The organism is Stenotrophomonas sp. STEN147, from assembly GCF_056757995.1.
The window spans coordinates 83,833-104,353 of record NZ_JBRRCG010000009.1; the positions used below are offsets into that span (position 1 = coordinate 83,833).

At 67.1% G+C, this 20,521-nt stretch carries 16 protein-coding genes; 11 read left to right on the forward strand and 5 right to left on the reverse strand.

Translation table 11 applies throughout. The annotated features are described in order from the left end of the window. Window positions 1–261 precede the first annotated feature (261 nt). The gene (locus ACVOKU_RS10930; protein ID WP_481559916.1) at window positions 262–1,215 is read left to right on the forward strand and encodes a hypothetical protein; all 954 of its coding nucleotides are present in this window, start codon (window positions 262–264) and stop codon (window positions 1,213–1,215) included. Next, complete coding sequence (plsB, locus tag ACVOKU_RS10935; protein ID WP_197600185.1) at window positions 1,215–3,851, forward strand: glycerol-3-phosphate 1-O-acyltransferase PlsB; 2,637 nt, start codon at window positions 1,215–1,217, stop codon at window positions 3,849–3,851. Before ACVOKU_RS10930 ends, plsB begins: the two co-directional genes overlap by 1 nt. Window positions 3,852–3,973: 122 nt before the next feature. On the opposite strand, the gene ACVOKU_RS10940 is transcribed toward plsB, so the two are convergent. Then, on the reverse strand, window positions 3,974–4,177 hold the full coding sequence (locus ACVOKU_RS10940; RefSeq protein WP_053516066.1) for a YdcH family protein: 204 nt from the start codon (window positions 4,175–4,177) through the stop codon (window positions 3,974–3,976). 91 nt (window positions 4,178–4,268) lie between these two features. On the opposite strand from ACVOKU_RS10940, the gene ttcA reads away from it, so the two are divergent. The 5 genes from ttcA to ACVOKU_RS10965 all read left to right on the forward strand — a co-directional run bounded on the left by ttcA (window position 4,269) and on the right by ACVOKU_RS10965 (window position 10,323). After that, on the forward strand, window positions 4,269–5,189 hold the full coding sequence (ttcA, locus tag ACVOKU_RS10945; RefSeq protein ID WP_481559917.1) for a tRNA 2-thiocytidine(32) synthetase TtcA: 921 nt from the start codon (window positions 4,269–4,271) through the stop codon (window positions 5,187–5,189). A 36-nt stretch (window positions 5,190–5,225) separates the two neighbouring features. Continuing rightward, window positions 5,226–6,131, forward strand: coding sequence for a recombination-associated protein RdgC (locus ACVOKU_RS10950; RefSeq protein ID WP_053516071.1), 906 nt, complete (start codon window positions 5,226–5,228; stop codon window positions 6,129–6,131). A 59-nt stretch (window positions 6,132–6,190) separates the two neighbouring features. Continuing rightward, window positions 6,191–6,970, forward strand: coding sequence for a M48 family metallopeptidase (locus ACVOKU_RS10955; protein WP_065174487.1), 780 nt, complete (start codon window positions 6,191–6,193; stop codon window positions 6,968–6,970). A 36-nt stretch (window positions 6,971–7,006) separates the two neighbouring features. After that, window positions 7,007–7,402: a hypothetical protein gene (locus ACVOKU_RS10960; protein ID WP_481559918.1), complete on the forward strand. Its 396-nt coding sequence runs from the start codon at window positions 7,007–7,009 to the stop codon at window positions 7,400–7,402. Between the two features lie 119 nt (window positions 7,403–7,521). Beyond that, window positions 7,522–10,323, forward strand: coding sequence for a TonB-dependent receptor (locus ACVOKU_RS10965; protein ID WP_481559919.1), 2,802 nt, complete (start codon window positions 7,522–7,524; stop codon window positions 10,321–10,323). A gap of 35 nt (window positions 10,324–10,358) precedes the next feature. Here the strand turns inward: ACVOKU_RS10965 and ligD are convergent, their stop codons facing one another. The 3 genes from ligD to ACVOKU_RS10980 all read right to left on the reverse strand — a co-directional run bounded on the left by ligD (window position 10,359) and on the right by ACVOKU_RS10980 (window position 14,239). Further along, window positions 10,359–12,812 (reverse strand): DNA ligase D, encoded by a 2,454-nt coding sequence (ligD, locus tag ACVOKU_RS10970; RefSeq protein WP_481559920.1) that lies wholly within the window; start codon window positions 12,810–12,812, stop codon window positions 10,359–10,361. A 3-nt stretch (window positions 12,813–12,815) separates the two neighbouring features. Then, on the reverse strand, window positions 12,816–13,736 hold the full coding sequence (gene ku, locus ACVOKU_RS10975; RefSeq protein ID WP_065182127.1) for a non-homologous end joining protein Ku: 921 nt from the start codon (window positions 13,734–13,736) through the stop codon (window positions 12,816–12,818). A 104-nt stretch (window positions 13,737–13,840) separates the two neighbouring features. Beyond that, on the reverse strand, window positions 13,841–14,239 hold the full coding sequence (locus ACVOKU_RS10980; protein ID WP_481559921.1) for a hypothetical protein: 399 nt from the start codon (window positions 14,237–14,239) through the stop codon (window positions 13,841–13,843). Between the two features lie 145 nt (window positions 14,240–14,384). On the opposite strand from ACVOKU_RS10980, the gene ACVOKU_RS10985 reads away from it, so the two are divergent. Then, window positions 14,385–14,729 carry a hypothetical protein gene (locus ACVOKU_RS10985; RefSeq protein WP_481559922.1) on the forward strand — a complete coding sequence of 115 codons (345 nt, stop codon included), beginning with the start codon at window positions 14,385–14,387 and terminating at the stop codon, window positions 14,727–14,729. Window positions 14,730–14,753: 24 nt separating this feature from the next. Here the strand turns inward: ACVOKU_RS10985 and ACVOKU_RS10990 are convergent, their stop codons facing one another. After that, window positions 14,754–16,868, reverse strand: coding sequence for a TonB-dependent receptor family protein (locus ACVOKU_RS10990; RefSeq protein WP_481559923.1), 2,115 nt, complete (start codon window positions 16,866–16,868; stop codon window positions 14,754–14,756). 171 nt (window positions 16,869–17,039) lie between these two features. On the opposite strand from ACVOKU_RS10990, the gene ACVOKU_RS10995 reads away from it, so the two are divergent. The 3 genes from ACVOKU_RS10995 (at window position 17,040) to ACVOKU_RS11005 (ending at window position 20,291) form a co-directional block, all read left to right on the forward strand. Then, complete coding sequence (locus ACVOKU_RS10995; protein ID WP_481559924.1) at window positions 17,040–18,242, forward strand: amino acid aminotransferase; 1,203 nt, start codon at window positions 17,040–17,042, stop codon at window positions 18,240–18,242. Between the two features lie 214 nt (window positions 18,243–18,456). Continuing rightward, complete coding sequence (locus ACVOKU_RS11000; protein ID WP_053516088.1) at window positions 18,457–19,473, forward strand: class 1 fructose-bisphosphatase; 1,017 nt, start codon at window positions 18,457–18,459, stop codon at window positions 19,471–19,473. Window positions 19,474–19,580: 107 nt separating this feature from the next. Next, entirely contained in the window at window positions 19,581–20,291 is a 711-nt protein-coding gene (locus ACVOKU_RS11005; protein ID WP_074902476.1) for a 2OG-Fe(II) oxygenase, read from the forward strand. Window positions 20,292–20,521: the final 230 nt, after the last annotated feature.

Genomic DNA, 20,521 nt, shown 5'->3' on the forward strand with positions numbered 1-20,521 from the left:
CGGCGGCGTAGGATCGCGCCATCCGGTCTTCGGACCGGACCTGCGCCACAATACTGTCCTCCGGCCTCGAGCCGGCTTGAGGAGCCTGTGATCCCCGTGATCCGGGCTCTTTTTTTTGCGCGGCTGCCCTCGCGTTCGCGATTCCAGCGGGCGCACCCGGCCCCGGCCATCCAGCAACGCGCGCTGGAACCGTGACCATATGGCTTGCCGCTGTCACCTTGCAGGCCGCAAGATGCGGACCGGTCCGGGGAGTCCGAAGGCATGAGCACGGTAGTGCGAACGAAGTCTGCACGAGGGTGGGGGCTGGCGGCCATGGTGCTGCTGGCCGTGGCCGCGTGCCGCGAGCCAGGCAGTGATCCGGCCCGACCGGCAGCCGAACCGGTGGCCGCCGTGCAGGCGATGGCGCAGCGTCTGGCCGAGGACGATCTGCTCGGCTACGCGAAGCTGTCGGTGCCCCCCAGCCAGTACCAGCGGCTGCAGCAGGCCTGGGCGGACGGACACAGCCAATGGCCGCTGACCGAACTGCCGCTGGGTGACCAGCTGCTGCCGATGCTGGCCGCCCTGCGCAGGCCCGGCGCCGGCGCCGAACTGCAGCGCAGTTTCGACCGCCAGCTGGCCGGGCAGTCCGGCGCGGTGCGCCAGGCCGCGCAGTCGATGGGCAACTTCGGGGTGCAGTACCTGCGCCATCAGAAGGGATACACGCCCAGCCAGCAGGCCCACTACATCGCCCTGGTGGAGGCCCTGTCCGGCTGGGCGCAGGGCGCACCGATCAGCGATCGCGCACGGGCGCGCAGCAGCATCGCCGCGCTCGTCGGCGCCGCCACCCAGGTCGGCTTCGAGGATGATGCCGGCCTGCAGGCCGCGGGGATGGAGGGCAGCCTGCAGCAGCTGGCGCCGTTCATCCACACGCTCAAGGCCGTGCTGGCCAGCTACGGGCTGGGGGTGGACGAAGCCCTGCGCAGCATCCGCGGCGAAGTGCTGTCACTGGAGGGCGATAACGCGCTGGTCCGCCTGCAGTACGACCTGGCCGGGCGCGAGCTGATCCTGCAGCTGCCGCTGAGCCGGCGCGAAGGTCACTGGTACCTGACCCGCACTCTGGCCGATACCGACGCGATACTGCGCCAGGCCGACGCGGCCCGTGCGGCAGCCGCGCCCGCCCCGGCCGAACCCGCCGATGCAGGCGAAGAAGCGGCAATGCCGCCGCCTAAGCCATAATGGCGCCGATGTCGAAACAGAACCCGCTGCCGTTCCCCGGCGAAGAATCCCAGTCGACGCCCGCCGAAACGGCGCCGGCGTCCCCCTCGACCAGTACCGGCCCGAATCCGGTGCCGCCGCCCGTGCACGCCCGTCCTCCCGGCCGCCGCCCGCTGTGGGCACGGCTGCTTGGCCGCCTGGTCGAACCGTGGCTGTCGCTGAAGATCGAACCTGAGGATCCGGGCCAGTACAACGATGGCCGTCCGGTGATGTACGTGCTGGAAGACTACGGGCTGTCCAACGCGCTGATCCTGGACAAGGCGTGCCGTCAGGCGGGCCTGCCGTCACCGCTGGTGCCGCTGGCCGGCGACCCGACCGGTCGCAAACGCGCCTACCTGGCACTGTCGCGGCGCAGTTCCAGCAACTCGCTGATTCCGGAACAGCGTGGCGCCAAGACCCATTCCGATTCGCTGGCCAAAGTCCTGCAGGCGCATCGCGTGCATGAGGATCTGGACGTGCACCTGGTGCCCGTGTCGATCTTCGTCGGCCGCGCGCCGGACAAGCAGAGCGGGTGGTTTGCCGTACTGTTCTCGGAGAACTGGGCGCTGGTCGGCCGTTTCCGCCGCCTGCTGGCGGTCCTGCTCAACGGCCGCAGCACCATCGTCCGCTTCGCTCCGCCGATTTCGCTGCGCTCCACCGTCAACGAGGGCCTGGAGCCCGAGCGTACGGTGCGCAAGCTGCAACGCGTGCTGCGCACCCATTTCCGCCGTATCCGCGAATCGGTGATCGGCCCGGACCTTTCCACCCGCCGCCTGCTGGTGGACCAGGTGCTGGCCGCCGAGCCGGTACGCGAAGCGATTGCCGCGCAGGCCAAGCGCGACAATTCCAAGCCGGCCGATGCCTGGAAGAAGGCGCATGCCTACGCCTGGGAGATCGCTGCGGACTATTCCAGCCCGGTGGTGCGCTCGGCCAGCTTCATGCTCAGCCATGTCTGGAACCGGATCTATGCCGGTGTGCTGGTTCACCATCTGGACAAGTTCAAGGCCGCCGCGCCGGGCCATGAAGTGGTGTACGTGCCCAGCCACCGCAGCCACATGGACTATCTGCTGCTGTCCTACCTGCTGTACGACCGCGGCATCGTGCCGCCGCACATCGTGGCCGGCATCAACCTCAACCTGCCGGTGGTGGGCACGCTGCTGCGCAAGGGCGGCGCGTTCTTCATCCGCCGCTCCATCCGCGGCAACGCGCTGTACTCGGCGGTGCTCAGCGAGTACGTCGCGCAGCTGGTGGCCGGTGGCTATTCCATCGAGTACTTCGTCGAGGGCGGCCGCTCGCGTACCGGCCGCCTGCTGCAGCCCAAGGGCGGCATGATCTCGATGACCCTGCGTGCCTTCCTGCGCCAGCCGCGCAAGCCGGTGCTGTTCCAGCCTGTCTACATCGGCTACGAGAAGCTGATGGAAGGCGGCAGCTACCTGGACGAACTCTCCGGCCGACCGAAGGAAAAGGAATCGATCTGGCAGCTGCTGTGGGGCATCCCCAAGGTGCTCAAGCAGAACTACGGGCAGGTGGTGGTCAACTTCGGCGAGCCGATCGCGCTGAACGACGTGCTGGCCGAGAAGGCGCCGGAGTGGAAGGGTGAGGCGGTGCCGGAAGACGAGAAGCCGGCATGGCTGTCGACCACTGTCGATACACTGGCCGAGCGCATCCAGGAACGCATCAATGGTGCGGCGGACGTCAACCCGATCAATCTGCTGGCATTGGCCCTGCTGTCCACGCCCAAGCATGCAATGGGCGAGGCGGACCTGATCGCGCAGATCGAACTGTGCAAGACCCTGCTGGTCGAGATGCCGTATTCGGACCGGGTGACGGTGACTCCGCATTCGCCGGAGCGGATCATCGCCCACGCCGAAGAGATCAACGTCCTTACCCGCATCAAGCACCCGCTGGGCGACGTGCTCAGTGTGAGCGGCGACACCGCGGTGCTGCTGAGCTACTTCCGCAACAACGTGCTGCACCTGTTCACCGCCTCCTCGTGGGTGGCGTGCTGTTTCCAGAACAACCGCCGCATGAGCCGCACCGGCCTGGTCCAGCTGGGCCGCACCGTCTACCCGTTCCTGCAGGCCGAGCTGTTCCTGCCGTGGACCGAGGACGAATTCGCCCAGCGCATCGACCAGACCATCGACGTGTTCGTGCGCGAGGGACTGCTGCAGAACGTCAACGAGGACGATGGCGGCATTCTGGCCCGCAACACCGGGCAGACCGACGAAGTGTTCCGCCTGCGTGCGATCGGCCACTCCCTGCAGCAGGCCTTCGAGCGCTACTACATCGCCATTTCGGTGCTGGTGAAGAACGGGCCGGGCACGCTCGGCGCCGCCGAACTGGAAAGCCTGTGCCAGCAGGCCGCACAGCGCCTGAGCCTGCTCTACGCGCCGGCGGCACCGGAATTCTTCGACAAGGCCCTGTTCCGCAGCTTCATCCAGAAGCTGCGCGAACTGCGCCTGGTATGGCCCGACGAGAACAGCAAGCTGCTGTTCGACCAGCGCCTGGATGCCTGGGCCAAGGACGCCAAGTTCATCCTCGGTCGCGAACTGCGCCACACCATCGAGCGGGTCAGCCCGGAAGCCGCACGCCCGGACGAGCCAGCGCCGCAGGATTGAAGGTCGCGCCGGGTCCTACGGTGGGTGTGGACCTTGGTCCACACACCTTCCAGTCGTGCCAACCAAGGTTGGCACCTACCAGGGCAGAGGCCAACCAAGGTTGGCACCCACCTGAGCCCGTCTCACGCCGGCTCGTCGGGAATCTGCAGGCTTTCCAGCCGGGTGATGCAGTCCTTCAGCTGCAGCTTGCGCCGCTTCAGGCGTTTGGACTCGAGCTCGTCCTCGCCATTGGCCGCCATGCGGGTGATCTGTTCATCCAGCAGGCGGTGCTCGGCACGCAGGGCGGCGAGGCGTTCGGCGATCTCGGCGGGGCTGTAGGTGTCCACAGCCTCCGAGCATACACAGCGATGATGACCACCGGGAGAGGGCCGGACCATTCCCCGGCCGGGGCCGCTCCAAGCCGGTAGAATGGCTGGCATGAGTGCCGTGATCTCCCTTCCCGATCCCCTGCCGCGCGCGCCCCGCGATCCGCGCGCGGCCGAGCGCGAGCAGCACAAGCTGGCCAAGCGCCTGCGCCGCCAGGTAGGCGAGGCGATCGCCGACTTCGGCATGATCGAGGCCGGCGACAGGATCATGGTCTGCCTGTCCGGCGGCAAGGACAGCTACACCCTGCTGGACATGCTGGTGCAGCTGCAGAAGAAGGCACCAGTGCCGTTCGAACTGGTGGCGGTGAACCTGGACCAGAAGCAGCCGGGCTTCCCCGAGCATGTGCTGCCGGAGTACCTGGCCGGGCTCGGGGTGCCGTACCACATCATCGAGCAGGACACCTATTCGGTGGTCAGCCGGGTGATTCCGGAAGGCAAGACGATGTGTTCGCTGTGCTCGCGCCTGCGCCGCGGCGCGCTGTATCACCATGCCGAGACCCATGGCTTCACCAAGATCGCGCTCGGCCACCACCGCGACGACATGGTGGCCACGTTCTTCATGAACCTGTTCCACCACGCCAAGCTGTCGGGCATGCCGCCGAAGCTGCGCAGCGATGACGGCCGGCACGTGGTGATCCGGCCACTGGCCTACGTGCGCGAAAGCGACATCGTCGTGTACGCGCAGGCACGCCGGTTCCCGATCATTCCCTGCAACCTGTGCGGCAGCCAGGAAAACCTGCAGCGCCGCCAGGTCGGCCTGATGCTCAAGCAGTGGGACAGGGACCACCCCGGCCGCATCGAGCAGATCGCGCGCGCCATGGGCCAGGTCCGGCCCTCGCAGCTGGCCGACACGTCCCTGTTCGACTTCATGGCGCTGGGCCGTCGCGATGACGCACCGCTGCCCGATGCCCATGCCTGGCTGGCCGGTACCCCGGTCGACGCCGACGCAGATCCCGAGACGCCCACCGCATAAGGTCGGTCGCCCTTTCTCTTTGCCATCCGGAAATCCATGTTCTTTCGCAACCTGACGTTCTTCCGTTTCCCGACCGCCACTGATTTTTCTGAAATCGATACACTGCTGCCGCATGCCGTGCTCAAGCCGGTCGGCGCGCTGGAGATGAATTCGCGCGGCTTCATTTCACCGTTCGGCCGCGAGGAGAAGGAACTGCTCTCGCACCGCATCGCCGAGCACCTGTGGCTGACGGTTGGCGGCGAGGACAAGATCCTGCCGGCAGCCGTGGTCAACGACCTGCTCGAGCGCAAGCTGGAGGAGATCGAGGAAAAGGAAGGCCGGCGCCCCGGTGGCCGCGAGCGCAAGCGCATGAAGGACGACCTGCTGCATGAACTGCTGCCGCGCGCCTTCGTGAAGTCCTCGCGCAACGACGCCTTCATCGACCTGCAGCACGGCTACGTCGCGGTGGACACGTCCAGCCGCAAGACCGGCGAGTACTTCATGTCCGACATCCGTGGCCTGCTCGGCAGCTTCCCGGCAATGCCGCTGAACGCCGAAGTCGCGCCGCGCTCGATCCTGACCGGCTGGATCGCCGGCGAACCGCTGCCGACCGGGCTCAGCCTGGGCGAGGAGTGCGAGATGAAGGATCCGGTGGAGGGCGGTGCGGTGGTCAAGTGCCAGCACCAGGAACTGCGCTGCGACGAGATCGACAAGCACCTGGACGCCGGCAAGCAGGTGACCAAGCTGGCGCTGATCTTCGAAGACAACCTGTCCTTCGTCATCGGCGACGACCTGATCGTGCGCAAGCTGAAGTTCCTCGACGGCGCCCTGGACCAGCTCGAGCATGCCGACGAGGACGGCCGTCGCGCCGAGTTCGACGCACGGTTCGCCCTGCAGAGCGCCGAGATCCGCCGCCTGTTCCTGCTGCTGGAAGAGGCGTTCAAGCTCAGCAAGGCTGACTGAACAGGCACCGCGTGGGCCGCCGGTCATCCAGCGGCCCGAAGCGGCGCTATGCTGGCTGCATGAGCCGCCTGCTGCGCCGCCTGATCTCGCCCACACCGCCCGCCACCGTGCAGCGCGATACCGTTCGCCTGCGCCTGGAGGATGCCGAGATCGACGTGCTGCGCGTACGCGACCCGCGCGCGCGCCGCATCAAGCTCAGCGTCGACGAACGCGGCGCGCGCCTGACCCTGCCGCCGCGCGCCAGCCTGGTGATGGGCGAACGTTTCCTGGAGCAGCATCGCGACTGGTTGGCACTGCAGCTGCGCCAGTACCAGGGCCAGGGTCTGCCCGCACCGCTGCAGCCCGGCGTGGACGGGGTGCTGCCACTGCGCGGGGAGCTGCTGCCGCTGCGCTGGCAGGAAGGCCGCTACGCACGCTTGGACATCGACGAGCACGGCGCCTGCCTGCAGTGGCCGGCCCGCGCCGGTGACGCGACCCTGCGCCGTCTGCTGCGCGAGTTCTTCGAGGCGCAGACCCGCGCCGACGTGGGCCGCTGGCTGCCGCGCTACCTGCCCGGCCTGCCACGGGCACCCAGCCGCCTGCGCTTGAAGGTGATGTCCTCGCAGTGGGGTTCGCTGGCTCCCGATGGCAGCATGGCCCTGGATCTCGCGCTGGTCCTGGGGCGTCCGCAGGCATTCGAGTATGTGCTGGTGCATGAGCTCTGCCACCTCATCCAGCCCAACCACTCGCCGGCGTTCTGGCAGGAGGTCGAGCAACGGTTCCCGGCCTGGCGTGAACAGCGCGACTACTTCCAGCAGGAAGGGCGACGCCTGAAGGCGATGCTGAGGCAGCTGCTGTAAGCCATCACCCTGCCGGTCCGGCCGTACAATGCGGCCATGCCCGGCATGCTCAAGACTGTGTTTCTTTCCATCGTTGCCCTGGTTGGCGCGCTGCTCGCGCTCGCCCTGGTCACCAGTGCCGGTGGCTGGCTGCCTGCATTGCTCGGTCTGCATCCCGGCAGCGAAGCGCAGCTGGGCTGGGACCTGGCGTTCACCGTGCTCGGCGGCATCGCCGCGATCGCCTTCGCCACCTACTACGCGCCCTGCTGGCCGCGTGCGCACGGCACCTCGATCTGGTCGCTGCTGGTGCTGGGCGCAGGCTACGGCCTGTGGACGCTCGGCGCGGATTTCCCACGCTGGTTCGTCATCGGCCTGCTGGTGTCACTGCCGGTGCAGCTGCTGCTGGGATGGGGGTTCGGACGCCGGTCCTCACGCAGCGCAACACGGGCTTAACAATCTCCCCCTAGGCTCGGTGCCCGCCGAACGTCGGCAACGCGGCGCAGGGGCCTGTACCCACGGAACCGGGGAACAGGCGCGGCGTAAGACACCACAGGGAACCGGGGAATCATCCGATGCGTTACCAGACCCGGGAGGCCGCCACCGCGGCCCCCCAAGCGAAGCTGTTGTCCCGCGCCGTGCATGCGGTGCTGATCGGCGGCCTGGCCGTACTGCCCGTCGATGTGATGGCCGAGGAGGCGATCGAAGGCGATACCCGCCAACAGCTGCAGCAGCTGGACACGGTCACCGTGACCGGCAGCTATGCACGGAGCCTGGAGCGCGCCGTCGACCTGAAGCGCGCCAACATCGGCTTCTCCGACTCGATCGTCGCCACCGACGTGGCCGATTTTCCCGAGCAGAATCTCGCCGAAGCGCTGCAGCGCATGCCGGGCGTCACCATCGAACGCAACAAGGGCCTGGGCAGCAGGGTCAGCGTGCGCGGCCTGCCCAGCGAGTTCACCCTGGTCTCGATCAACAACCTGGCGACGGCGTCCGGCAGTGGCGGACGCGACGTGCAGTTCGACATCTTCGCCTCGGACGTGGTGCAGACGGTGACCGTGCAGAAGTCGCCGACCGCCGCCGATGAGGAAGGCGGCATCGCCGGCTCGGTCTACATCGAAACGGCCAAGCCATTCGACTTCCCCGAGCCGAAGTTCAGTGCGTCGGCCGAAGCTTCGCACAACTCGATCAACGGCAAGATCGATCCGAAGATCTCCTTCCTCGCCAGTGACACCTGGGGCGACTGGGGCGGCCTGGTGTCGTTCTCCAAGGCCAAGCGCACCAACCGCACCGACTCCAACTCAGGCATCAACTTCCGTCCCATGGGCCGCTTCTTGGAAGCGTCGGGCACACGCGGTTCGCAGGCCGCCGCTGTGCTGGCGCGCGATGCCGGCATCGTCGTCAGCAACCGAATGGACAAGGATGAAACCAGCCGGATTGTCTTCCAGGACAAGGTCGGCGACCGCGTCTACCTCAACGAGCAGGACCAGTGGGGCGCCACCGCCTCGCTGCAGTTCAAGCCCAGCGACACGTTCTCGCTCAGCTTCGACGCCATGCTCGGCGGCTACGACACGCACGAGGACGAGTACGATGCCGCAGCGTACTCGGCCTCCAGCCGCAGCACGCTGGACACCATCCACGACTACGACCGTGACACGCTGTCGGCCTACGGCATCACCGTGCTGAAGGACGTGTCCTACACCGCCACCCAGCACGAAATCCTGAGCAAGGAACGCAACGCCGATACCGACTACCGTCAGTTCAGCAGCTCGCTGGACTGGAAGGTGGGTAACTGGGACATCGACGCGCTGGTCGGCTACTCCGGCGCACGCAAGGACTCGGACTACGCCAACCTCAAGCACGTGGCCTACGCGCCGTCGCGCACGCGCTGGACCCGCAACGGCGGCGAGACCATGCCGAGCACAACCGGCGGTTTCGACATGTACAACGCCGCGGACAAGTACCTGTTCGAAGCGTACGAAACCGAGCTGGAGAAGGTGAAGGATGACAAGTACGCCGCACAGCTCGACCTGAGGCGGCAGATGAACCTGGCCTTCTTCCCGGCACTGAGCGGCGTGCAGTTCGGCGCGCGCTACACCGACAAGACCAAGGAACGCGCGTTCGGCAGCGGCAAGATCCAGGGCCCGACCGCCGGCAGCGCCGCGTGGGTCAATACGCGCACGCTGGCCGACAGCAACCCGGTGTGGATCAGCCAGCTGGCACCGGGTGGTGCGTATCGCCCGAGCGACCTGGACTGGCAGCAGGTTTCCAACGCCTATGCGCGCGCTACGTTCCGCTACCCGGGCTATGAAACCCCGATCGATCCGGGCCAGTACTACGAGGTGAAGGAAAGGACCTTGGCCCTGTATGCCATGGCCGACTTCTACTTCGATATCGGCACCGTGCCGGTGTACGCCAACCTCGGCGTGCGTTCGATCGACACCGACGTCGATTCGTCAGGCTTCCATCCGGTTCAGAACGCCGATGGCAGCAACGGCTACACGCCGACGCCGATTTCGAGCAGCGGCGACTACAGCAGGATCCTGCCCAGCTTCAACATGACCGCCGAGATCGCCGACGGCCTGGTGCTGCGCGGTGCTGCCTCGGAAACGCTGATGCGTCCATCACTGACCGACATCGCCTACCGCCGCACCGTCAGCTGGAGCAGCTTCCGCTTCATGGACGGCAACCCGGCACTGAAGCCGACCACCGCCAGGCAGTGGGAAGTGGGCCTGGAAAAGTACCTGCAGAACGGTGGCCTGCTGGCTGCGTCGTACTTCTCCAAGAAGATCGACGGCGTAGTGCGGCAGTCGTTGACCGGCATCGTGCCGAACGTGGAGAAACTCAACGCCAACGGTTCGCTGGACGGCTACTACGACTTCGAGGTCTACCAGCCAGTCAACGCCGATGGCTCGTACAAGGTCACCGGCGTGGAGCTGGTCGCGCAGCTGCCGCTGTCGATGCTGCACCCGGCGCTGGAAGGCTGGGGCATCAATGCCAACTACACCCAGCTCGACAATTCGCTGACCGGTGCATCCGACCTGGATATCCCGACGCCGCCGGAAGGCTTGGCCGAGAAGGCGTACAACTTCACCCTGTACTACGAGAACGATCGCTTCAGCGCGCGCGCCTCGTACAACTACAAGGACAAGTACGTCGAGTACATCCATCTGAACATGTATCCGGTTTACCGCGATGCCTATGGCCAGCTCGATGCCTCTATCGGGTTCCGCCTCACCGACACCTGGAAGCTGAACCTGGAGGCGATCAATCTGCTCGACGAGAAGACCACCGGCTACACCATCGACAAGGCCTTCCCGACCCAGTACGAGTTCTCCGGCCGTCGCATCACCTTCGGCATCCGCGCGGATTTCTGAGCCCGCCGCTGCAGGGCCGGGCCAATGGCCCGGCGCTACAGATCCAGCGACGGCAGGGTCTGCTTCACCGCATCGATGCCCTGCCACGGATCGGCCTTCAGGCGCTTGGCCCGCGCCAGCGCCTTGTCGAGCGGGAAGGCGTCGGCCGCCTTGATCCGCGCAAGCTCTTCCCAGCGCAGCGGCACCGCCACGCCCGCACTTTCGCGGGCGCGCAGCGACCAGGAGCAGACGCTGGTCGCGCCACGCGTATTGCGCAACCAATCGATGAAGATCACACCGCCGCGCTTGGCCTTGCTCATCGTTGCCACATAGCGTTCGGGCGCCTGCTGTGCCATCGCCTGCGCGAAGGCCTCGCAGAATGCCTTGGCCTGTTCCCAGTCGGCGGCGGGCTGCAGGGGAACCACCACATGCACGCCCTTGCCGCCGGACAGCCGCACGAAACTGCGCAGGCCGATCTCCTGCAACCGGTCGCGCACGTCGCGCGCGCCGGCCTTGACCTCGTTCCAGCCGACGCCGTCACCGGGGTCCAGATCGAATACCAGCCGGTCCGGATGTTCGGGATCGGCGACCGTGGCGCCCCAGGGATGCAGCTCGAGCGTGTTCATCTGCACCAGCTGCAGCAGGCCGCGCACATCGTCGATGTAGACGTAGTCCTCGCGACCGCTCTTCTGCTGCAGGGGGACCGCATGCACGGCATCACCCAGGCCCGGGCCGTGGTGCTTCTGGAAGAAGCAGGCCTTGCCCGCGCCATCAGGGCAGCGCAGCAGCGAAAGGGGCCTGCCCACGATTCCGGGCAGGATCCAGCGCGCCATCTGCCGGTAGTAGTCGGCCACGTCGCCCTTGCGGATCTTCTTCTTCGCGAAGACCACACGCGCAGGGTGGCTGATGGCAACCGCGTCGTCACTGCTCGTGGTCTTTGCAGGCATGGCCAGATCCTCGCCGCTCTTGTCGCTGCGCAGCCGCTTGAAGCTGGCCTGGCGCAGCAGACCCTCCTTGCCCCAGCCACGGAAGGCCACTTCGGCCACCCGCACTGGCTTCACCCAGTGCACGCTGGCGGCGCGGAACGGGACGTGCGCGGGCAGCGCCACCGCAGCGTCCTCCACCGCCAACGGCTTCAGCGTCCGCGCCAGCGCGCGCAGGCTGTCATCGTCGAAGCCGGTGCCGACGCGACCCACGTAGCGCAGGCCGTTCTTGTCGGGAGTTGCCAGCAGCAACGATCCGAACCCCACGCGCGAGCCCTTCGGCGCGGTATGGCCGACGATCAGGAACTCATCGGTGTCCTCATGCTTGACCTTCACCCAGCTGCGCGCACGCACGTTGACGTAGGGCGCGTCCACCTGCTTGCTGACGATGCCCTCATACCCGGCCTTACCACTGGCGGCGAAGACCTGCGGCCCATGGCCGAGCACGTGATCGCTGAACGCCAGCGTTCCGGGCGTGTCGCCGATCAACGCCTTGAGCAGCGTCTTGCGCTCAAGCAGCGGTGCCGCGCTGATGTCCACTCCCGCCACGCCGGGCAGGTCGAAGAGAAGGTAGCGTAGCGGCGCCTTCGAGCTGCCATCGATGACCCGCTGCAGGGCGGCGAAATCGCTGCGCCCCTTCTCGTCGAGCACTACCAGTTCACCGTCCAGGCGCGCGTCATCAACCGGCAGCGCCTGCACGGCCTGCACGACTTCAGGGAAGTCGCCCGTCCAGTCCAGCCCGTTGCGCGAGCGGAGCTTCACTTCACCGCCGTGCAGATCGGCCAGCAGGCGATAGCCATCCCACTTGATCTCGTGCAGCCAGCGATCGCCATCGGGCGCGGCATCGCGGTGGTCGGTCAGTTGTGGTTTGAATGCACGCGGATACGGGCGGTCGCGGGCGCCCTGCAGTTTCAGCGCGCGCGCGTGCCAGCGCGACTCCGCCTTGCGTGTCTTCCTGTCCGTCATCTTCTTCGCGCTCCCGGGGTGTTCACGCAATGGCGCGTGCAGCAGGTCGTCGGCCTCTGCGTCGCGGGCCTCGCTGTCCTCGCGCTTGATCAGCAGCCACTGCACCTGGCGTCCCTTCATCGCGGTCCGCACCAGTTTCCATCCCCCGGCCAGGCGCTGGCCATGCAGGACGAAATCGATCTTGCCCGCTGCCAGCGCCTGCAGTGGATCACCCGCGCATGCCCAGGTGCCGTGGTCGAAGACCTCCACGTGACCGGCACCGTAGTGGCCCTCGGGAATATCGCCCTGGAAGCCTGCATAGGACAGGGGATGATCTTCCACTTCCACCGCCAGCCGCTTCTCGCCAACGCGCAGCGATGGCCCTTTGGGCACCGCCCAGCTCTTGAGCACGCCGTCCATTTCGAGGCGGAAATCGAAATGGCGCGAACTGGCGTGGTGCAGCTGGATGACGAAGATCGGCCGCCGCGTCGGATCACCCGGCGCCGGCTGGTCGTCCGGTTCCGGCGTCTGCCCGTTGCCGCCGCCGAGCCGACGCTTCCGCCGGTACTGATGCAGCGACATGGATCACCCTGCCTTGCGCCGTGGCGCGGCCTTCTTCGCTGCCTTCTTCGCGGTCTTCCTGCCTGTCTTGCCGGCCGCCTTCTTCGCCGGCGCCTTGCGCGCGGCCGTCTTGCTCGCGGGGGTTCGCTTGTTCGCATCCAGGCTCTTCTGCAACAGGGCCATGAAATCGACCACGTTGGTGGTGGCGTCCTCGCGCGGTGCAGGCTCTTCGTCCACCCGGGTGGTGCCCCCCTTGGCCTTGATCCGTTTGTTGAGCACCTGCTGCAGGCGCTCGCGGAACTCGTCGTGATACTGCGACGGATCCCAGTCACCAGCCATCGACTCGATCAGCTGCTCGGCCATCGCCGTTTCCTTTCCGGTGATGCGGTACTCGGACAGGGTGCCGGTGGGCAGCTTGAGGTCCTCCGGATCGACCAGCTCCTGTGGATAGCGGAGGATCATCAGCACCAGGGCGTGCTCGTGCGGCATCACCGCGCAGAGATACTCGCGGGTACGCACGACCACCCGTGCGATGCCGACCTTGCCGGTGCTGCGCAGCGTCTCGCGCAGCAGTACATAGCCCTTCTCGGCCTTCTTGCCCGGCACCAGCAGATAGGGCTTTTCGTAGTAGCGCGGATCGATCTGCGCCGCGTCCACGAAGGTCTCCACCTCCACGGTCTCATGGCTTTCGGGCGCCGCCGATCGGATGTCGCCTTCCTCGAGCACGACGTAACTGCCCTTGTCGTACTCGTAGGCCTTGACGATGTCCTTCCACGGGACCTCCTCACCGGTATCGGCGTTGACCCGTTCGAAGCGGATCGGTTTGCGGTCGCGCGAATCGAGCATGCGGAACTGCAGATCGACCTTGCGTTCGCCGGACATCAGCGACACCGGCACGTTGAGCAGGCCGAAGGAGAGTGTTCCGGTCCAGATCGGGCGGGCCATGCGCGCACCTGTGCTTGAGCGGGACCGTCAGCTTCCGGTGCCGGGTGTAAACCACCCGTGTCGATGCCGTGCACGCCGGGTCGGCGCGCAGCATCCCGGCCAGGTCACTGCAGCAGGGGTCTTACCGCCGCTGCCGGAATATGATCCAGCGCGCGCCATGCGTCTTCCACCACCGGCCGCGCCTGCGACCAGCCCAGGCGCGACTGCCCTCGCATCTGTTCCCAATGCTCGGCCAGCTCCTCGCAGGTATCGGCCGCATCCCCGCGCGGCCAGTCCGCCGCATGCGTGGTCAGTGCGAAGGCATACACCGGGCACAGGTCACGCCAGTTGCGATGACCGTGACCACGGCGTTCCTCGTAATCGCTCAGCATGTACTGGAGGTAATCCTGGGCCACGGCCTGCGGATCCTCGTGGCGACGCGTCCGGCGCTGCGCGGTGCGCTGGGCGAGCGGATCGAGCAGGGCGTTGAACACGGACGGGGCGGGACGTTCCAGGCGGGGCATGACCGGCTCCTGCAGCGGGTCGGGTGGGCAGGAATACCGGCGGCGGCGTTATCCAGCCGTGACAGAGATGTTCATGACGCAGGGTTCGCGGTGCCTTTACCTCGGTGGAGGTGTAGTGGTCCTCCCCATGCGCAGGTACCTGATCATGAGCCGAGAGACCTCCCGAGACCCGCTCCGCGAGAACCATGCGCCGATCCCCGGCGAGCAGCGCGGCAAGCATGACAACGATGATGCCGACTTCCGTGGCACGGGCGCACCCTTCTTCGACGCCGCACAGTCCGGCGAGCATCTGCCGGTGAAGCGCGAGGCTGAACAGGCCGCGCTGGACCGCAAAGACGGCGGCGACCGCCACCGGGGAGGGCAGGAGAGCCCGCTCAAGCGCCGCGAACGCAAGCAGCGCGCCAGCGACAACCAGGACGAGGCGCTGGAGGAAACGTTCCCGGCCAGCGACCCGACCTCACCCTTCGTGCCGGCCAAGGCGCCCGACTGACGCCCGCAGGCGCCGCCGGTCAGGTCAGCGCCATGACCACTGCAGGCCGACACTGGCGCGGCGGCCCGGGCCGGGCTCGTAGTAGCGGCCGTTGCCATCGTTGACGATCACCGAGCCGATGTAGGCCTGGTCAAGCACGTTCTCCAGCCGGGCGAAGGCACGCAGCTCGCCTCCGGGCAGCCGCCACTGGCGGCCCCCTTCCACATGCAGCAGGGCGTAACCCGGCGCGCGTTCGTCGGCGAGGTCGTTCACCACGGTATCGCTGCTCGCGGTGGCCTCCACCGCCCACTGCCAGTCCGCGGGCGTCCACTGCAGGCGGGCGAAGGCCTGCTGGCGCGGAACACCCGGCAGGCGGCTGCCGGCATCCACGCGGGTATCAGGCACACGGCAGCCGCTGCCGGCACAGGTCAGATAGGGCGACCGCACCTGTGCCTGCAGCCAGGTCCAGGCCAGCTGCAGTTCCAGCTGCTCGGCCAGCGGCTGCCGGTACTGCAGTTCGATGCCCTGGCGCCGCGTACGGCCGATGTTGCGGTAGGTGCTGCGGCCACCGATATTGCTGGCAACGGCCAGCTCGTCGTCGGTATCTGCACGGAACAGGCTTGCATCCAGCTGCATTCCATCCTGTGCATGCCATTTGCTGCCGATCTCCAGCGTGCGGCTGCGCGCCGCCGCCAGATCCAGCGCCAGCCCGGCCTGGCCGTCGGCGCGATAGCCCAGTTCATTGAAGGTCGGTGTCTCGAAGCCACGGCCCACGGCGGCATGCAGGCGCCACTGCGGGTGGGCTTCAAAGCTGATCCCGGCCACGGGTGTGGTGGCCCGGTAGCGGCGGTGGCCGCTGTCGTCCGGGTTGCGGTCGGTGATGTAGCGGTCGTCGGATTCGAAGCGCACGGCACTGTGCCGCACGCCGGCCAGCAGCGACCAGCGCGGACTCCACTGCCACCAGGCCTGGGCGAACGGGTCCACGTTCTGCACGATGTCGATCTGGTCGCGGCGCAGGCGCCCGCGCACGCCCAGCGTGCTGCCGACGAAGTTCTCGTAGCCGGTGCGCTGCTGGCGCTGGCGGTCCGCACTGAGCCCGGCGACCAGGTCCAGCGGTCGGCCGGCCACCTCGCCCTGCCAGCTCCAGCGCGCGTCCAGGCCGCCATAGCCGCTGTCCAGGTCGATCACACCGCCGGCATGCAACGGGTTGGCCTGGGCCGTCGGCGGGATCGCCAGATACTGGGTAACCGAGCGCTGGCCGGCATAGCCCATCAGCTGCCACCGCTGCGCGCCGGCCTCGCGGCTCCAGCGCAGGCCGGCCTGCTGCTGGCGCACTGATTTGCGGGTGTTGTACTGATGAGCGACGGCGGTGGCCTGGCGCGGATCGGCCGACACCTGCGCGCGGGTCAGACCCAGCGGATCCTGCGCATCGGGCGCGTCCAGCGCGTTGAGCAGCAGCTCCAGCCGCCCGCCTGCCAGTTCGCCGCCGACGCGGGCGTTGAGCGATTCGCGCCGGGCACGGCTGTGGTCGCGCCAGCCATCGGTACGGAAGTGGTTGGCCGCGATGTTGTAGTCCAGCACCTGACCCGCGCCGCGCAGCTGCGCACCCACGCTCAGGGTCGTGTCCGCGCCCGCGCTGAGCCGCAGCCGCCACGGGTCGCCCGCCCGGCCCTGCGCGCTCCACACCTGCAGCACGCCACCGGAGGAGTTGCCGTACAGCGCCGAGAACGGTCCACGCAGCACCTCCACGCGTTCGGCACCCAGCAGGCTGGCGTGCGACAGCTGGCCCTGTCCATCGGGCATGGTCGCCGGCACACCGTCGATCAGCACGCGTACGCCGCGTACGCCGAACGTCGAGCGGGCGCCAAAGCCCCGGATCGACAGCTGGGTGTCCTGCGCGAAGTTCTGCCGGTCGCGGGCCAGCAGGCCCGGCACCCCGCCCAATGCTTCGGACAGCTGCGCCCCGGTGCCGGCGCGGTCAGCATCGATCCAGACCGTGTCCTGGCTGGCGGGCAGGGCGAACGGATCGATCCCCTGCACACGGGCTGCCTGCACCTGCACCGGGGGCAGGGCGGTCGTGGACGGCTCCGCCATCGCGACCAGCGGCGACAGCAGCAGGGCGGACAGGGGCAGGCGATTGCGGCGTGCGGCAGGATTCATGATTCAGGTTGATGGATCGGTCGGCAACGCACGCCATGGTACGGGTCCGCGGATGACGATGGTGGCGGCCAGCCCCGGCAGGCTTTGTTACGATGGGCCGTTTTCGGCCGAAATGCCGCAAGCCGCGTGGCGCAATTCCTCCCCCTTTCCGTCTACCGAACGAGTACCGCCGTGTCCTTCTTTGCAAACGTGGAACTGGTCCCAGGCGACCCGATCCTGGGCCTGACCGAGGCATACAACGCCGACAGCCGCCCGACCAAGGTCAACCTGGGTGTGGGCATCTACTACGACGAGAGCGGCCGCATTCCGCTGCTGCGCGCCGTCAAGCAGATCGAGCAGCAGCTCGCCGCCGAAGCCAAACCGCGCGGCTACCTGCCGATCGACGGCCTTCCGGCGTACACGCAGGCGACGCGTGAGCTGGTGTTCGGCAAGGATTCGCCGCTGCTGGCCGCAGGCCGCGTCACCACCGCACAGACCGTCGGTGGCAGCGGTGCGCTGCGCGTCGGCGCCGACGTGCTGAAGAAGCTGCTGCCGCACGCCACCGTCGCGCTGAGCAACCCGAGCTGGGAGAACCACCGCGCGGTGTTCAGTGCCGCCGGCTTCGAGGTAGTGGATTACACCTATTTCGATCCCGCGACCCACGGTGTCGACTTCGACGGCATGCTGGCCGACCTGCAGAAGCTGCAGCCGGGCAGCGTGGTGCTGCTGCACGCCTGCTGCCACAACCCGACCGGTGCCGACCTCACGGTCACGCAGTGGACGCAGGTCGCACAGCTGCTGAAGGACCGCCAGCTGTTCCCCTTCATCGACATGGCCTACCAGGGCTTCGACAAGGGCATCGAGCAGGATGGCGCCGCCGTACGCATCATCGCCGAAGCCGGGATCGACAGCTTCATCGTCGCCAACTCGTACTCCAAGTCGTTCTCGCTGTACGGCGAGCGCGTGGGTGCACTGTCGATGGTGGCGCCGACCACCGCCGACGCCAAGGCCGTGCAGTCGCAGGTCAAGCGCGTGATCCGCACCATCTACTCCAGCCCCTCCACCCACGGTGCAGCGCTGGTGGCCGGTGTACTGACCAACCCGGAACTGCGTGCGATGTGGGAGCAGGAGCTGACCGAGATGCGCGAACGCATCCACGCGCTGCGCCAGGGCCTGGTCGAGAAGCTGGCGGCCGCCGGCGCCCCGCAGTTCGGTTTCATCAACGAGCAGGCGGGCATGTTCTCCTACTCCGGCCTGAGCCGCGAGCAGGTCGAGCGCCTGCGCGACGAGTTCGGCATCTACGCCGTCGGTACCGGCCGCATCTGCGTGGCTGCGCTGAACCAGAACAACCTGGAGTATGTCGCCAAGGCCGTGGCCACCGTGGCCAAGGGCTGAACCCACGCTCCAGTGGCTTGAAGACAAAGGCGCCGGAAGGCGCCTTTGTTTTTGCAGCGTGTCCTGCATCGCCTCCCCTTCCCACGAGCCTCGACAAAAGGAAGGCGCTACGAGCGCAACGCATCTGGAAACGATTACGCCTTCCCGCGCTCACGCACGCAGCTGCCGGACGGGCGACAATAGGCGTTTTCCCGCTGCCGAGACCTGTCCGCCCATGTCCCGTACCTCGTTGACCCGCTTCCTGATCCAGGAACAGCACGCCGGCCGCATCAATGCCGACCTGCGTCAGCTGATCGCGGTCGTCGCCCGCGCCTGCACCAGCATCTCCATCGCCGTCAGCAAGGGCGCCCTCGGCGGCGTGCTCGGCGACGCCGGTACCGGCAACGTGCAGGGCGAGGCGCAGAAGAAGCTGGATGTCATCAGCAACGAGATCCTGCTCGAAGCCAACGCCTGGGGTGGCCACCTCGCCGCCTGCGCCTCGGAGGAAATGGACCACAGCCAGCCGGTGCCGGACATCTATCCGCGCGGCGATTTCCTGCTGCTGTTCGATCCCCTCGATGGCAGCTCCAACATCGACGTCAACGTCTCCGTCGGCACCATCTTCTCGGTGCTGCGCTGCCCGACCAACGTCGAACTGCCGGGCGATGACGCGTTCCTGCAGCCGGGCAGCAAGCAGATCGCGGCCGGCTACTGCATCTACGGGCCGAGCACCCAGCTGGTGCTCACCGTGGGCCACGGAACGCATGCCTTCACCCTGGATCGCGAGAAGGGCGAGTTCGTGCTGACCACCGAGAACATGCAGATTCCGGCGGCCACCCAGGAATTCGCCATCAACATGTCCAACCAGCGCCACTGGGAAGCACCGATGCAGGCCTACGTCGGCGATCTGCTGGCCGGCAAGGAAGGTGCGCGTGGCAAGAACTTCAACATGCGCTGGATCGCCAGCATGGTGGCCGATGTGCATCGCATCCTGACGCGCGGTGGCATCTTCATCTATCCGTGGGACCGGAAGGATCCGTCCAAGGCCGGCAAGCTGCGCCTGATGTACGAAGCCAACCCGATGGGCCTGCTGGTCGAGCAGGCCGGCGGTGCCGCCTGGACCGGCCGCGAGCGCATCCTCGACATCCAGCCCGACCAGCTGCACCAGCGCGTGCCGGTGTTTCTCGGCTCGCGCGAGGAAGTGGCCGAGGCGGTGCGCTACCACCACCAGCACGACGCCGCACAGGCCTGAGCGGCGCGCTGCGGCCACGCTCATGGCAGTTCAATGACATGACCGTGGGGTGACACCGACGGCGGCAAACGGCACCATCAAGCCCTTGCCGCCGAAGGAATGCACGCATGCACGAGCAGGGCCCGGTCGATTTCATCGAAGTCATCCACAACGCGGTCCCCACGGAGGTCTGCGCTGCCATCGTCGAGCGCCTGCGTGCCACCCGCGGCCTGATGCCAGGTGCCGTCGGCAGCGGCGTGTTCCCGGAACTCAAGCACAGCAAGGACCTGCGCATCAGCGGCCTGGAGGGCTGGCAGGACGTCGACGTACAGCTGCAGCAGGCCGTGTTCAAGGGCCTGCTGACTTATCTACGCCGTTATCCACAGGCGCTGATCGCACCGTTGATGTTGCAGATCCAGGACAGCGACGGTCAGCCGCGACGCCTGTCGGCCGAGGACTTCCCCGACATGCCGGAGCAGCAGTTGGCCGACCTGGCGCGCACCTGCCTGCGCCCGGGCGCGATCAACCTGCAGTGGTATGCCGCAGGCGAGGGCGGTTACCCGTACTGGCACTGCGAGCTGTACCCGAAGGATGCGCAGGCCGAAACGCTGCACCGGCATGTGCTGTGGACGCTGTACCTCAACGATGGATTCGACGAAGGCGAAACCGAGTTCCTTTTCCAGGGCCGCAAGATCGCACCGCGTACCGGCAGCCTGCTGATCGCCCCGACCGCCTTCACCCACACCCACCGCGGCAACCGGCCGCAGGGCGGCGACAAGTTCATCGCGACGAGCTGGATCCTGTTCCAGAGTGCGCAGAAGTTGTTTGGGGGTGGGTGAGGCGTCGTCGTCACAGCGCGAGAGCAGGTTACTTATCGTAGAGAAATTGCCCTGTGTTCTTCTTCACTTGCTAGCCGGGAATTTTCCGTAATTAGTAACCACAAGAATCGCGAAGAAGGCCACTGTCATTCCGATGAGCTCAAACTGAATTGAATCCGGATAACGCTTGCATACTTCAAGCGCGGCATTGTCTTCAACGTGATCGAGGCACTCCCTTACAAGACGGTAGA